Raw genomic sequence first — 14,440 nt, forward strand, 5'->3', positions numbered from 1 at the left:
GCGAGCCGCATCGGCGCGACTCGCGGCCGACTATATCGCTTAAGTTCTGCGGGTGAAAGAGTGGACGATCCGCCCTTGGCCTCCGCCGCCGTTCCGCGGGATGCTGGGGGCATGCGTTCGCTCGGCCTGCTGTGGCGGTATCCGGTCATCACCCTCACCGTGCTGGCGTTCGCCCTGGTGGGCGTGCTGCACGCGGTCGATCAGCAGCAGGTCGGGCGCTGGATCGCGACGGTGTACGTCGCCGCGGTCGTGGTGTGGACCCTGATCGGGATGGTGCGCGACGTGCTCCGCGGCCACGTCGGCCTCGACATCCTCGCGGTCGTGGCGATGGTCGCGACACTCGCCGTCGGCGAGTACATCGCGGCGCTCATCATCGTGCTGATGCTGTCGGGCGGGGAGGCGCTGGAGGACTTCGCCGGCCGCCGCGCCCGCCGCGACCTGTCGGCCCTGCTCGACCGGTCGCCGCGCATCGCCCACGTGCTGCACGACCCCGGCGACGCGCAGTCGGACGAGGCGCACGACGTGCCGGTCGACGAGGTCGCGGTCGGTGATGTGCTGCTGGTGCGTCCGGCCGAGATCGTGCCGGTCGACGGCACGCTGCTGACGGCCGAGGGCGAGTTCGACGAGTCCTCGCTCACCGGTGAGAGCCTGCCGGTCTCGCGGCACGCGGGCGAGGAGGTGCTGTCCGGCGCGATCAACGGCAGCCGGGCGATCCGCCTCCGCGCCCTTCGCACCGGAGCCGACAGCCAGTACCAGCAGATCGTCGCCCTCGTGCATCAGGCCGAGTCCTCGCACGCGCCCATCGTCCGTCTCGCCGACCGGTTCGCGATCCCCTTCACCGCCGTCGCGCTCGTCCTGGCCGGCACCGCGTGGGCGCTGTCGGGCGATGCGACGCGCTTCGCGGAGGTGCTCGTGCTCGCCACCCCGTGCCCGCTGCTGATCGCGGCACCCGTGGCGTTCCTCGGTGGCCTGTCCCGGGCCGCGAAGTCGGGCGTGATCATGAAGAGCGGGGCCGTGGTCGAGCAGATCGCGCGCGTCCGGTCGGCCGCGTTCGACAAGACCGGCACGCTCACGCAGGGCCGCCCGGAGCTGGTCGAGGTCCGACCGGCGCCCGGCTTCGACGCGGACGAGGTGCTGCAGCTCGCCGCCTCGGCCGAGCAGTACTCGTCGCACGTGCTGGCCGCGGGTATCCGCACCGCCGCCGAGGCGCGGGGGCTGCCCCTCGAGGCGGCCGCGGAGGCGAGCGAGACCGCGACCAACGGCGTCTCCGCGACGATCCGGGGCCGCACGGTCGTGGTCGGCAAGCCCGCCTACGTCGCGTCGCTGGCGCCAGACACCGTGCGCGCCGAGCTGGGCACGGGCGAGGCGGCCGCCTACGTCGCGGTGGACGGTCGCTTCGCCGGAGCGCTCCTGCTCGCCGATGCGGCGCGGCCGGAGGCCGCCGCGGTCGTCTCGTGGCTGCGGCTGCACGAGGTGGAACGGGTCGCGATGCTCACCGGCGACGTGCGGTCGACGGCGGAGTCGGTGGCGCACCAGCTGGGCATCGAGGAGGTCCACGCCGAACTGCTCCCGCCGGAGAAGGTGCGGCTCGCGGCCGAGCTCGAACCCCGGCCCGTGCTGATGGTCGGCGACGGCGTCAACGACGCCCCGGTGCTCGCGGCGGCCGACATCGGCATCGCGATGGGCGCCAAGGGGGCGACCGCGGCGGGCGACGCGGCCGACGTGGTGATCCTCGTCGACTCGCTCGCGAAGGTCGTCGACGCGGTCGCCATCGGCCGGCACACCCTGCGCGTCGCGCTCACGGCGATCTGGATCGGCATCGGGTTGAGCGTCGGGCTCATGGTCGTGGCGATGACGGGCCTGATCCCCGCGGTCGCCGGGGCGCTCGTGCAGGAGCTCGTCGACCTCGCCACGATCCTCTACGCCCTCCGCGCGCTGAGCGGTCCGCCGAGCGGACTGCGCCCCGGTGCCGACGGCACGGGTGCGGACGCGGTCCCTGCGGTCGCCGCGACGCCCGCGCCCGGCCGCTGACCGGCGCGCTCACCCCTCCTCCACGACGCCGTCCGACGACGGTCACCGCACCGATGGGGTCTTCGCGCGCGGGCGCCTGCGGAATACCGTGACACCGTGGACGTCCTGGCAGACACTGGAGGCATGCCCGTGAACGACCCGCAGATCTGGACGCTGCTCGGCGTCTTCGCCGCCGTGATGCTCGGCGGGATGACCCTCCTGACGACGCAGCTCAGTCGTGTCATCCGCTCCGAGGTCGGTCGCGTCGAAGGCACCCTCTCCGCCCGCATCGACCGCGTCGAAGGCACCCTCTCGGCCCGCGTCGACGGGATCGACGCCCGCCTCGGTCGGATCGAGTCGAAGGTGGAAGACCTCGACAAGGAGCTCACGAACCTCGCCGTGCGGTTCTGGCGCTCGCAGTGACGCCCCGCGCCCGGCTCAGACGCGCACGTCCCCCACGAGGTTCACCCGGATCCCCATCCCGTCGAACATGGCGGCCTTCGCGATGAGGGCCCGGTCCGCGGTCTCGGCGTCGGGCGCATAGACGAGCTGCGCGTGGTTGGCCTTGTGCCGCGCCATGAACTGGTCGCGCGAGATGCCGTGCAGCACCACGTGGGCGATCGGCCACTCCGGGTTGGTGGCGTCCTTACGGCGCTGCGTCTCCTCCTCCGGCAGCTCGACGACCGAGGCGCGGAAGATGTCGGCCTGCAGCACACCGTCCGCGATGAACACGCGCGACAGCACGACCTCGCCGGGCTTCGAGACGCCGTTGATGGTGGCGCCGCCCGCGGGGAAGAACACATGGCCCTGGCGCCAGCCCTCCGCGTGCTCCCAGCCGCCGAGGTGCGAGGCGGGCACGGAGCCCGAGATCTCGTACACCCACACGAACTGCCCGTCGAAGTCCTCGCCCCAGCGCACGTCGTGCAGCGTGTTGTCGGGCACGAGGCCCATCGCCCGCCAGACCCGGTCGGTCACGAGTGCGTCGACCGCGACGCCCTCGTCGGCCTCGTTGAAGTGCGGGAACGCGCGGCCCTCGTGCAGCACGCGGGAGCCGTCGCGCGACGTGACCGGCGGGCGCTCCGTGGTGTTGAGGATGCCCTCGGCGAGGTCGGACGCGGGCACCAGATCTTTGAGACCCTGCTGGTACTGGATGCCGACGGCGTCGAGCCCGAAGTCGTCGGCGATGCGCAGCGCGGCGATGTACATCTTGAGCTGCCACTGCACCTGCTCGCGCGTGAGCTCGGTCGCGGCGTCGTCGCCGTAGCGGAAGGTCATGCCGTGGTCGATCAGCCAGTCGTACGCGGCGTCGGCCTCGTCCTCCGTCACGGTCAGCATCTCGGCGTACAGCGCCGACTGCGACAGCCGCTCCTTGTAGATGCCGGTGTGGTTGAGCAGTTCGTCGTCGAAGATCGCGTTGTACATGCCCATGCAGCCCTCGTCGAACACGCCGATGATGGCCTTGTCGGCGCGCAGCTGCGCGGCCAGGGCCTCACCGAGCTGCTTCTCCGGGCTGTCCGGCAACGCGGGCAGCGGACGCACGTGCGACTGGTCGTGCGTGATCGCGCCGGTCTCGGTCCACTCGCGGATGCCGTCGATGAACCAGTCGTCGGTGTAGTCGACCGACCAGGTGGTGGCGTAGGGCTTGCCCATCTTCGTGAGCCCGGCGTTCAGGCCGAGCAGACCGACCAGCCCCGGCCAGTCACCGGCGAAGTTGGCGACCGTGAGGATCGGGCCCTCGTGCGTGCGCAGCCCGGCGAGCACGTGGTGCGAGTACTGCCAGTTGGCGATCGCGACCACCAGCGGGGCATCGGTGGGGATGTCGCGGAACACCTCGAGGCCCATGCGCTGGCTGGAGATGAAGCCGTGACCAGTCTCGGGGTCGACGCCGAACGGCCGGATCACCTCCCAGCCGAGGTCGTTCAGCACGCCCGTCACACCGGCCTCGAGCTCCACCTGGGTCGGCCACCCGGCGACGTTCGCCGACTCGCGCAGATCGCCCGAGGTGATGAGGTACGCGGTCTTCGGTGCCGCGGTCGGGCGCGCGGCGGGCGCGGGCAGGGTGTACGTGGTCATGGTGCCTCCGGGGTCGGGGTGGTCGGGGTCGCGCCGCGCTGGTCCGCGGCGAGGTCGTGGACGACGGATGTGGTCCCCTCGTACAGCCGCACGTAGCGGTCGAACAGGGCGTCGTAGAAGGGGCGCAGCGCCGCGTCGGGCCGCACGGTCTCGGCGATCGGGTTCCAGGCGTCGATGGCGGGAGCAGCACCCGGGGCCGCGGTGGCTCCGGCGGCGAGGAACGCGGCGCCGTAGCTCGCGCCGATGGTCGTCTCGGGCACCTCCTGCACGAGTCCCGTGACGTCGGACACGATCTGGAGCCACAGGCGCCCCTGGGTGCCGCCGCCGACCGCGACGATGCGGCGGATGTCGGCGCCGGCGGCCCGCATGGTCTCGACGTTGTGGCGCACGCCGAGTGCCGTGGCCTCGAGCGCCGCGCGGTACAGGTCGCCGCGGGTGTGCTCCAGCGTGAGGCCGGCGATCACGCCCCGCGCATCCGGGTCCTGGATGGGCGTGCGCTCGCCCGCGAAGTACGGCAGCATCAGGAGCCCGCGGGCGCCGGGGCCGGACGTGGCGGCCTCGCCGAGCAGCTCCGGGTAGTCCGCGCCGGTGAGGTCCTTCAGCCAGGCGGTGAGCGCGCCGGAGGTCGAGAGTCCGCCGGCGAGGTTGCGCGTGCCGGCGAAGGCACCGGCGGTCGTCCACATCGAGGGCGTGCGCAGGGTCTCGGCGCCGGTGGCGACGAGGAACATCGTGGTGCCGTACATCAGCATCAGGTCGCCGAGCTCGTGCGCGCCCACGCTGACGGCCTCGGTCCAGGCGTCGATGGTGCCGGTGACCACGGGGGTGCCGGCGGGGATGCCGGAGGCGGCGGCGGCCGCGTCGGTCACGGTGCCCGCGACGTCGCCCGCCCACCGCAGCTCCGGGGCCTCGACCGTGCCCGCGTAGCGCTGCCACCACGGCTCGTGCCAGCGCTCGTGCTCGATGTCGTACAGGGGCGACACCTGGCTGGCGGACTGGTGGTCGAGCACGTAGGCGCCGGTCAGCCTGCGGGCGAGCCAGGACGCGGGCATGTAGAGGCGGCGGGCGCGCGACCACGCCTCCGGTTCCTCGTCGGCGACCCAGGCGATCTTGGGGCCGCCGGCCTGCGACGTGAGCGTCGAGCCGCCCACGCGGGTGATGTCCTCGTCGCCCAGCTCCGCGGTCATCCGTGCGATCTGCGCAGTGGAGCGGGTGTCGACGCCGTAGAGGATGGCGGGGCGGACGGGGTGGTCGTGCTCGTCGGCGAGCAGGATGCAGGGACCCATGCCGCTGACGCCGACCCCGGCCACCTCGGCCTCCGGCACTGCGGCCAGGAGCTCACGGGCCAGGCCGACGAATTCGTCCCACCAGACCTCGCCGTCCATCTCGACCCAGCCGGTGCGGGGGCGGCTCACCTCGTGCGCGCGCGTCGCGGTCGCGAGGATCGTCCCCGCCTCGTCGACGAGCACGCCCTTGCTGCTGGACGTGCCGATGTCGACACCGATGGTGCAGCGCATGGTCCTCCTCGACGCAGGGCGGCCGGTGATCCGACCTTTCGCCATGGTAAGCGAAATCGATTTCAAGCCGCAAGCCGATGCGTGGGCGTTTCCCCGGCAGAGCCCGCCCGTCCGCAGGGGCGTCAGGCGCGGGGCGTGCTCGCGGACTGCACCTCGTTGCGCAGCACCACCGTGCGCGCGGGCTGGGTGTCGCCCTTGATCCGCTCCAGCAGCATGCGCGCCGCCGTGACCCCCATGTGCCGCGCCGGGAGCCGGACGACGGTGACCGCCGTGGGCGAGAGCGTGGTGAAGGGCAGCGATCCGATCACCGCGACCCCGACCGCGGGCGGCGTGAGCCCCCGCTCGGTGAGCACCTGCAGGGCGCCGACCCCGATGAGGTTGTTGCCCGCGACCACCGCATCGGGCGGCTCGGGCAGCGCCAGCAGCTCCTCCATGGCCGCGCGGCCGCCGTCGACCCGGAACGTCGCGAAGCGCACGAGCTCGTCCAGGTCGAGGTCGGGCTCTGCGGCGGAGAGCGCGGAGCGCCAGCCGGCCGCGCGCTCGGCCGCGGTGTCGATGTGCTCGGGCCCGCCGATGTAGGCGATGCGGCGATAGCCCGCGGCGATGAGGTCTTGCGTGGCGGAGGTGCCGGCGGCCCGGTTGGCCATCACCACGCCGTCGATGTCGTACGTGGTGCTGCGGTCGACCGCGACGACGGGTCGCCCGGTGGCGAGGATGCCGCCCAGATCGCTGTGCTCGTCGGCGGTCGCGATGATGACGCCCGACATGTGCTCGGCGATCGCGATGCGCAGGTACGTGGCCTCCTTCTCCAGCTGGGCGTCGGAGTTGCACAACACCACCGAGTACCCGACCTCGGAGGCGACGTCTTCCACGCCGCGCGCCATCTCGGTGAAGTACGGGTTCTCGATGTCGGGGATGACGAGCGCGATGACCTCGGAGCTCTGGGTGCGCAGGGTGCGGGCCGCGCGGTTCGGCGTGAAGTGCAGCTGGGCGGCGGCCTCGCGCACCGCGGCCACCTTCTCCTCCGAGACGCTCGTGCCGTTGAACACGCGGGAGACCGTCGCGGGCGAGACGCCCGCGAGCTCCGCGACGTCGTAGATCGTGGCCATGCACCCTCACTGCCTGTCCGGTGACCCCGGACGTGAAGCAACAGTATCGCGCGCTCGCGATGTCTCTGGTGCATCCATCTGAAATCGATTACATTGGCGGCCATGACGCCTGCCCCCTCCTCTCTGTCGACGCTCGCAGCGCTGCGCACCGTGCAGACCCGGTCCATCTCGCCCGAGAACTTCGACGGCTCGCCGGGCGGCGGCGGCCGCGCCACCGAGGGCACCGGTGCGGCGAGCGCGCGCGACCTCGGCCCCGGCTGGAAGATCTCCCCCAGCGTCGACATCCCGGCCGGAGAGACCTTCGAGCTCGCCGCGATCGAGGGTCCGGGCAAGATCACCCACATCTGGATCACCACCCACACCGACAACTGGCGCACCCTGCTGCTGCGCGCGTACTGGGACGGCGCCGCGGAACCCGCGGTCGAGGTGCCCTACGGCGACTTCTTCTGCAACGGATGGGGCGTGTTCGCCCAGGTGAACTCGCAGACCATCGCCGCGAACCCGCACGGCGGCTTCAACTCCTACTGGCCGATGCCGTTCCGCGACGGCGCCCGGCTCACGCTCGAGAACACGTCGACCGTCGACGTGCGCGTCTACTACCAGGTGACCTACGAGGTCGGGGGCGATCACTCCGACGACGCCTACTTCCACGCGCAGTGGCTGCGCTCGAACCCGCTGGAGGACCGCACCCCGCACGTCCTGCTGGAGGGCATCGAGGGGCGCGGGCAGTACGTCGGCACCTACATCGCGTGGGGCGTGAACTCCAACGGCTGGTGGGGTGAGGGCGAGATCAAGTTCTACCTCGACGACGACACCGACCACCCCACGATCTGCGGCACCGGCACCGAAGACTACTTCGGCGGCGCGTGGAACTTCGACATCCCCGGCCAGGGCTACACCGCCTTCTCCACGCCGTATCTGGGGATGCCGCAGGTGATCCGGCCCGACGGCCTCTACGTGTCACAGCAGCGCTTCGGCATGTACCGCTGGCACGTGCTCGACCCGATCCACTTCGCCACCGGCATCCCGCGGGTCGACATCCAGGCGCTCGGCTGGCGCAGCGGCTGGCGATACCGGCCACTGCGGGACGACATCGCCTCCACCGCGCTGTTCTACCTCGATCGGCCGACCGCGCGCCGCCCGCGCACACCGAGCGCCGACGACCTGGAGGTGCACCTGGGCAGCGCGGCCGTGCCCGACATCGGCGCCTCCCCGTCGCGCCCGCCGCAGGGCTGACACCGAGCACGACGAAGGGCGCCTGCTTCCCGCGGGCGCCCTTCGGTGCGTTCACTCCGCGCGCACCACGGTGAACGGGCAGTCGCCCTCCACCACGTCGACCTCCACCTGCTCCCCCACGGTGACGGTGCCGTAGCCCGCCGCGCTCACCCACGGCCAGCGGCCCTCGGCGCCGACGTGCAGCTCGCCCGTCCCCTCGTCCACGCGCACGCCGGAGCGCGCCTGCAGCAGCGTCCACCCCGCCATGGCCCTGGCGTAGTGATCGCCGCACTCGATCTCGTTGTAGGGGTTGCGGTGGCGGCCGTCGTGCCGGTCCCACAGTCCTTCGAGCACCGCACGACCCTCCTCCTCCAGCCCCTCGAAGAAGCAGTGCGCCGCGACCTGCCACTCGATGCCCGTCCACACCTCGTCGGCGTAGCGCGTGGGCACCTCGGGTCGTCCGCCCTCGGGCCACGTGCACATCAGCAACCCGACGTCGTCGGCCGTGTCGGCATAGACGCGATACGGGTGCGCGAAGTCCGCGAAGCCGTGCCGCAGATTCGAGGCGACCACGTGCCGGAGGGCGCTGCGCACGTGCTCGGGCGGCAGGATCGGCCCGAGCCCGAGCTGATGCGCCCACCACTGCCCGATCACCTGATCGGACAGCACACCCGTGCGCCACTGGAAGTCCTCCGGGTCGCCCTCGTCGAGCACCTGGATGTAGTGGGTGCCGTCGAACAGCAGCTCGTCGTACCCCGCCGAGCCGGAGCGGAACCTCTCGGCCGCCTCCGCCGCGGCGTCGGTGTCGCCCACCCGCCGCGCGAGCTCCTCGTACGCCCGCAGCGCCGCGAGCCACAGCGTGCCCATGAACGGGTTGACCCCGGCGAGGTCGATGTCGTGCGTGCTGGGCTGGATGCCGCGCAGCACGCCATCACCGTCCGCGTCCCACTTCTCGCGGATGTGCGTGTACAACCGCACGAGCTGCGGCCAGCGGCGTTCGAGCCACTCCGATCCCGCCCCGCGCTGCACGTCGCGCAGCGACTTGAGGATCGTGGCGAGCATGCCGTCGAGCGCGGGCTCCTCCGGTCCGCCGATGAACTCGTCCGTCATCTGGTGCAGATACGTGGGCACGCGCAACCGGTGCGGGATCGACCCGTCGGCCGCCTGCATCACGTCGAACTCGGTGTCGCGCATGTTCCGCTCCAGGCTCGGCCACAGCCCGGCGAGCGCGGCCTCGTACTGCCACACGTGCGTGCAGTTGAGCGGGCAGGACCCGCCGAAGACGCCCGACCACATCCAGGTCGAGTCGCCGAGCGAGCCCTCGTAGCCGTAGAACCGGCCGTCGGCGCCGATGAAGCACGTGGGGCTGCGCACGTACGCGGCCTGGGCGGCCAGGTGCTCGACCTCCTGCGCGTCGAGGCTCGACCCCGTGAGGGTGCCGGTCCACCGGAGCGTGCGCTCGACGAGCTCGTCCCACCGGCGCTCGACCGTGGCCTGCACGTCGAGCGCGTCGAGGTAGCGCCGGCCGTACGCGTTGCCGAGGTAGAAGGTGGACGCTCCCCACTCCGGGTGCGGCGCCCCGAACTGCTCGATGTCGACGAACCGGTTGGGCAGGTGCCATGACATCGAGAAGCGGATCGTCCGCGAGGCGCCGGGGGCGAGGGCGAAGGGCACGCCGACCACCCCGAGCCACGACCGTCCCTGCGGGCTGGGGCCGGACCCGCCCTGCGGGGCGTTGAGCTGCGGGTCGCCGATGGTGGGGGCGAGCGCGAGCCGGGAGCGTCCGTCGTTCCCGGCGCGGGAGCGGAGGAACGCGTCGAGGTGCTCCAGACCGCTGCACCGCGTGAGCACGGCCGCTGTCTCGTCGTCGGCGGCGAGCACGAGCTGCCCGGCCAGGCGGTCGCTCTCGTCCAGGCTCGGGTTGTCCATGACCACGCGCGACCAGCCCCTGCCGCGGCGCAGGCGGTTGACGTTGCCGCCCAGCCCCGGAGTGCTGTCGGCGATGGGCGTGATGCCGTCCCACCCGATCGCGTTGAGCAGCGACCCCGCGAGCGTGCCGTGCACCCCGATCGAGCCGGTGTTGGTGAGCGTGAACTCGAACATCCCGGTCGGGATCGAGCTGAACTCGACGTCGCGCGGGGCCATCGGGTTGAGCACGCGCATGCGCACCTCGACCGGATGCCGCGGATCTGTCAGCTCGACCTCGGCCACCGGGTACGTGCCCCGGAACGCGGCGCTGTCGAACGTGCTGAAGCTCTCGGCCGCCGCGGTCATCCACTCGGGCACGAAGCCGTCGGTGGTGAGCGAGGCCTGCGGATCCGGGACCGGGGTGCCCTGCACCATCGAGATGACGTTGAGCGGCGGCTCGACCTGCGTGACCCGCAGCCAGAACCCGGTGCCGGGGAGAGCGCCCAGGTGGTTCGGCATGCCCTGCAGCTGCCACTGGCGCAGCGACCCGTCGGCGTTCACCGCGAAGCCGCCGGTGCCGATGCCACCCACGGGCATCGCGAGCGCGGGGGCCTCGGTGTGCGGACGGGACGGGGACAGGCGGTCGGTCATGATTCTCCTCGTGCGGGTCGGCGGCCGGGGACGAGCGGCGGCAGCGCCACTCCGGATGCCGCGGCGACCGGCCAGGCCGCGGCGACGGACAGCAGCACGAGCAGGGGTGCCGCGAGCAGCAGCAGCCCGCCGAACCAGGTGAGCCCGAGCCATGCGACCGCGGCCGACGCGGCGAGCGCGGCCAGCGGTCCGAGCGGGCGACGCACCGCCGCGACGGCACAGACGACCGCGACCGTGCGCAGCCCCACGTCGTCGCGGAGGGCGGCGACGGGCACCGCGACCACCGCGACGAGGGCGACCGCGGCGGACAGCAGCAGCGCCGCGAACCCGAGCACGGCGAACAGGGGCACCGCGGCGGAGGCGGCGATCGCGCTCGTGACCTGCGACCACGCCAGCAGCACCGCGGGCGCACCGGCACCGACCGCGACCGCGAGCACGCGGCGGCGGAGGCGCGCGGCCGCGTGGTCGAACATCCGGTCGTGCAGCGCGCCGAGGGCCCACGCGGCCGGAACCACGCACGCGGCGACCACGAGCAGCGGCACCAGCGGCGACGCCGGCCCGAGCAGCGCCGCCCCGAACGCCCAGGCCGCGAGCGCCGCGGCTCCGGTCACCCCGAGCGGCGCGAGGGCCCGCCACGCCGCGGCCGGAAGGCGCAGCAGCACCGGGTCGACCGCAGCGGGAGCGGAACCGGCGGCACGGGCGGCCGCCGTCGCGTCCACGGCACTCATCCCTTCAGCCCCGTCGATGCGACGCTCTCCACGATCTGCCGCTGGAACGCCAGGAACACCACGAGCAGCGGCACCACGACCATGGTGATGGCGGCGAACACGATCACCGCGGGGGCGGCACCGAAGCCGTTCTGCAGCGTGACGAGCCCGAGGGGCAGGGTCATGTTCTCTGGGCTGGACAGGAAGATGAGCGGCCCGAAGTACCCGTTCCACGAGGCCTCGAACCCCAGGATCGCGAGGGCCGCGACCGCGGGGGCCGAGAGCGGGATGAGCATCCGGAACAGGATCCACAGGTGTCCGGCGCCGTCGAGCCGCGCGGCCTCGTCGAGTTCGCGCGGGATCGTCTTGAAGTACTGCGACAGGAAGAAGATCTGGAACACGTTGATCAGCGCGGGCAGCCACAGAGACGCGAGCGTGTCGACGAGCCCGAGCTGCCGCATCATGATGAAGATCGGGATGATGACGAGCTGTCCCGGCACCATGAGCGCCGACAGCATCACGACCAGCAGCACGCGGCTGCCGCGGAAGTCGATGCGGGCGAACGCGTAGGCGGCGAGCACCGAGAAGAACAGCGCTCCGACGGTGGAGATGAGCGCGAGCGCGAGCGAGTTGCCGAACTGCTGGAAGAACGGCATGTACTCGAACACGTCGGCGAAGTTCTGCGTGGTGAACGGGATCGGCAGCCAGCGCGGCGGATCGGCGAACGCGAACTCCGGCTCGGTGAAGCTCTGCACGATCAGCCAGAACAGCGGCGACAGCATCAGGATGCCGAACACCACGAGCACCACGTCGACGATCACGCCGCCGACGGTGGGGCGGTGACGACGGCGGCGGCGCTGTCGTTCGACGCGGGTGAGCACGTCGGTCCGCGGCTCCACGGTGGGGGGAAGGACGGTCATGATTCGTGCACCCACTTCCGTCGGCCGAGGAACTGCAGCACGGTGACGCCCATGATGATGACGAACACGAGCAGGGCGACCGCGGCCGCGTATCCCATGTCGAAGGCCTGGAAGCCCTTCTCGTAGAGGTACATGATGATCGTCGTGGTGGAGTTCTGCGGTCCGCCCTTGGTGATGATCTGGATCGGATCGAAGATCTGGAACGCACCGATGAACGTGATGATCGTGGCGAAGAACATGGTGGGCGACATGAGCGGCAGCGTCACGTTCCAGAAGATCTGCCACGAGGTCGCGCCGTCGGTGCGGGCGGCCTCGACGAGCTCGGTGGGCACGGTCTGGAGCCCGGCGAGCATGATGATGAACGTGAAGCCGACCGTGTGCCACAGGTCGATGAAGATGATCGCGGGCATGGCCCAGGCGGGGTCGGCGAAGAAGTTGGGCAGCTCGATGCCGAACGTCGCCGCGTACTGCGCCACGTAGCCGAACGTCGGGTCGAGCACGTACTTCCACAGCAGGGCGACCGCGGCCCAGGAGATCAGGAACGGGAAGAAGATCGCGACGCGGGCGAAGTAGCCGAGCACGCGGCTCGCGACCCGGTTGACCGCGAGGGCGAGCAGCAGCCCGAACACCAGGTGGGTGACGATCGAGGCGAACGCGAACACGAACGTGTTCAGCAGCACCTGCGGCAGGATCGGGTCGGAGAACAGGCGCACGAAGTTGTCGGCGCCGACGAACTCCGGGGTGGTGAGCATGTCCCACTTCAGGAACGCCAGGGCGATCGCGAACACGAACGGCCCGGCGACGAAGACGAGGAACAGCAGCAGCGCGGGACTGACGAACATCCAGCCCGCGGTCGCGGTGCGACGCCGCAGGAGCTCTGCTCCCGGGCGCCGCACCGTGGGGGCGGCGGCGATGCTACTCACCGACCAGCTGCTCCAGCTCCGCCTGCGCCGCGTCGAGGGTCTTCTGCGCCTCGCCCTGACCGGCGATGATCGTGCCCCACGCCTCCTCGATGACCTTCTGCGCCTCGGCGCCCTGGTCGATCGAGGGGATCGGGGTGGCGAAGTCCATCGCCTCGCTCAGCCGGATGGTGCCCTCGGGGGCGTTGTCGGTGAAGGCGGGCGAGTTCGCGACCGACTCCCGGGCCGGCACGATGGTGCCGCCGATCTCGGCGAAGTAGCTGCCGGCCTCCTCCGACATGAGGAACTTGATGAAGGTCCACGCGGCCTGCTTGTTGTCGCTGTTCTTGGCGATGTTCCAGGCGTCCCAGCCGACCGGCGAGCCGTTGCCGGTCTTGGTGGGCCAGTTCACGACCACGGTCTTGTCGACCATGTCGAGCTCGCGCACACCGAGCACGGGCCAGCGTCCGCCGCTGAGGATCGCGAGCTTGCCCTGCTTGAACGCGGTGTTGCCGTCGAACTGGCCGCCGGGCTTCGGGGCCAGGCCCATCTCGACGAGGCTGCGGGCGAACTCGGCCGACTCGACCGCCTCCGGGGAGTTGTAGGTGGGCTCGCTCCAGTCGGCGTTGAACGTGCTGCCGCCGTTGGTGGTGAGCCACGGCATCACGTCGACGAAGTAGCCGGAGCCGGCGCCGACGAGGTAGGCGCCGGTCTTCTCCTTGATCTGCTTCCCGGCCGCGACGAACTCGTCCCACGTCCAGTTGCCGTCTTCGGGGATGGCGACTCCGGCCTTCTCGAACACGTCTTTGTTGAGGTACATGGCCATGGTGTTGAACCCGCCGGGGATGAAGACGGTCTCGCCGTCGGGGCCCGCCGCGAACTCCTCGTTGAACTTCTGCAGGTTGGGGCTGATGTCGTCCCAGTAGTCGTCGACGACGTCTTGGTCCTGCTCGATGTAGGGCGCGAGGTCGGCGAGGATGCCCTTCGAGGCGAACAGCCGCTGGCCCTCGGTGGCGACCTGGATGATGTCGATCTTCTGCCCGCCGGCGAGACGCGTCGCGACCGTGGTGGAGAACGTGGCCCAGTTGCCGCTGGGGATGCCGACGGCCTTGAGCTTGATGTCGGGGTACTGCTTGTTGAACTCGGCGAACAGCGCGTTGAACGCCTTCTGCTGGTCGGCGTCTCCCATGTAGACGAAGTTGAGCTCGCCGCTGTCCGGCTCCCCCTCGGCTCCGGCGCCTCCGCCCCCGCCGCCGCCCCCGGAGCATCCGCTGAGGGCGATGCCCGCCACCACCACGGATGCTGCGACCTTCCACATGCGACTGCGTGTCTTGCGCATTGGTCCTCCTCAGGACGTCACTCGTCTTCGAGTCATGCTGTGTCCCGGCTGCCGCCGGGTGGGGGTGCCGACCAGCTCGCGTCGATCCACTCTGA

The 14,440-nt window shown here is 71.4% G+C and carries 11 protein-coding genes; 3 read left to right on the forward strand and 8 right to left on the reverse strand.

The annotated features are described in order from the left end of the window. The first annotated feature begins 111 nt into the window (after positions 1-111). A complete protein-coding gene (locus KV394_RS03850; protein ID WP_247982349.1) occupies positions 112-2,031 on the forward strand; it encodes a heavy metal translocating P-type ATPase in 1,920 nt (639 codons plus the stop codon). Between the two features lie 123 nt (positions 2,032-2,154). Beyond that, positions 2,155-2,433: a hypothetical protein gene (locus KV394_RS03855; RefSeq protein WP_247982350.1), complete on the forward strand. Its 279-nt coding sequence runs from the start codon at positions 2,155-2,157 to the stop codon at positions 2,431-2,433. Positions 2,434-2,448: 15 nt separating this feature from the next. Here the strand turns inward: KV394_RS03855 and KV394_RS03860 are convergent, their stop codons facing one another. The 3 genes from KV394_RS03860 to KV394_RS03870 all read right to left on the reverse strand — a co-directional run bounded on the left by KV394_RS03860 (position 2,449) and on the right by KV394_RS03870 (position 6,706). Further along, positions 2,449-4,083 carry a fucose isomerase gene (locus KV394_RS03860; protein WP_136036302.1) on the reverse strand — a complete coding sequence of 545 codons (1,635 nt, stop codon included), beginning with the start codon at positions 4,081-4,083 and terminating at the stop codon, positions 2,449-2,451. After that, entirely contained in the window at positions 4,080-5,597 is a 1,518-nt protein-coding gene (locus KV394_RS03865) for an FGGY-family carbohydrate kinase (protein WP_247982351.1), read from the reverse strand. Before KV394_RS03865 ends, KV394_RS03860 begins: the two co-directional genes overlap by 4 nt. 122 nt (positions 5,598-5,719) lie before the next feature. Continuing rightward, positions 5,720-6,706 carry a LacI family DNA-binding transcriptional regulator gene (locus KV394_RS03870; protein WP_247982352.1) on the reverse strand — a complete coding sequence of 329 codons (987 nt, stop codon included), beginning with the start codon at positions 6,704-6,706 and terminating at the stop codon, positions 5,720-5,722. A gap of 102 nt (positions 6,707-6,808) precedes the next feature. Here KV394_RS03870 and KV394_RS03875 point away from each other — a divergent pair, with 102 nt between their 5' ends. Beyond that, complete coding sequence (locus KV394_RS03875) at positions 6,809-7,942, forward strand: glycoside hydrolase family 172 protein (protein ID WP_247982353.1); 1,134 nt, start codon at positions 6,809-6,811, stop codon at positions 7,940-7,942. 51 nt (positions 7,943-7,993) lie between these two features. On the opposite strand, the gene KV394_RS03880 is transcribed toward KV394_RS03875, so the two are convergent. Genes KV394_RS03880 through KV394_RS03900 form a run of 5 tightly spaced genes read right to left on the reverse strand, consistent with a single transcriptional unit; the run spans position 7,994 to position 14,345 of the window. Beyond that, positions 7,994-10,480 carry a GH116 family glycosyl-hydrolase gene (locus KV394_RS03880; protein ID WP_247982354.1) on the reverse strand — a complete coding sequence of 829 codons (2,487 nt, stop codon included), beginning with the start codon at positions 10,478-10,480 and terminating at the stop codon, positions 7,994-7,996. Then, positions 10,477-11,208: a hypothetical protein gene (locus tag KV394_RS03885; protein ID WP_247982355.1), complete on the reverse strand. Its 732-nt coding sequence runs from the start codon at positions 11,206-11,208 to the stop codon at positions 10,477-10,479. Before KV394_RS03885 ends, KV394_RS03880 begins: the two co-directional genes overlap by 4 nt. Further along, the gene (locus tag KV394_RS03890) at positions 11,205-12,107 is read right to left on the reverse strand and encodes a carbohydrate ABC transporter permease (RefSeq protein WP_136028683.1); all 903 of its coding nucleotides are present in this window, start codon (positions 12,105-12,107) and stop codon (positions 11,205-11,207) included. The genes KV394_RS03885 and KV394_RS03890 overlap by 4 nt, the downstream gene beginning before the upstream one ends. Continuing rightward, on the reverse strand, positions 12,104-13,030 hold the full coding sequence (locus tag KV394_RS03895; protein ID WP_205828199.1) for a carbohydrate ABC transporter permease: 927 nt from the start codon (positions 13,028-13,030) through the stop codon (positions 12,104-12,106). The genes KV394_RS03890 and KV394_RS03895 overlap by 4 nt, the downstream gene beginning before the upstream one ends. Next, positions 13,023-14,345 (reverse strand): ABC transporter substrate-binding protein, encoded by a 1,323-nt coding sequence (locus tag KV394_RS03900; protein ID WP_205812626.1) that lies wholly within the window; start codon positions 14,343-14,345, stop codon positions 13,023-13,025. The genes KV394_RS03895 and KV394_RS03900 overlap by 8 nt, the downstream gene beginning before the upstream one ends. Positions 14,346-14,440: the final 95 nt, after the last annotated feature.

Source organism: Microbacterium sufflavum (assembly GCF_023101165.1).
In the GTDB taxonomy this organism is placed as follows: domain Bacteria; phylum Actinomycetota; class Actinomycetes; order Actinomycetales; family Microbacteriaceae; genus Microbacterium; species Microbacterium sufflavum.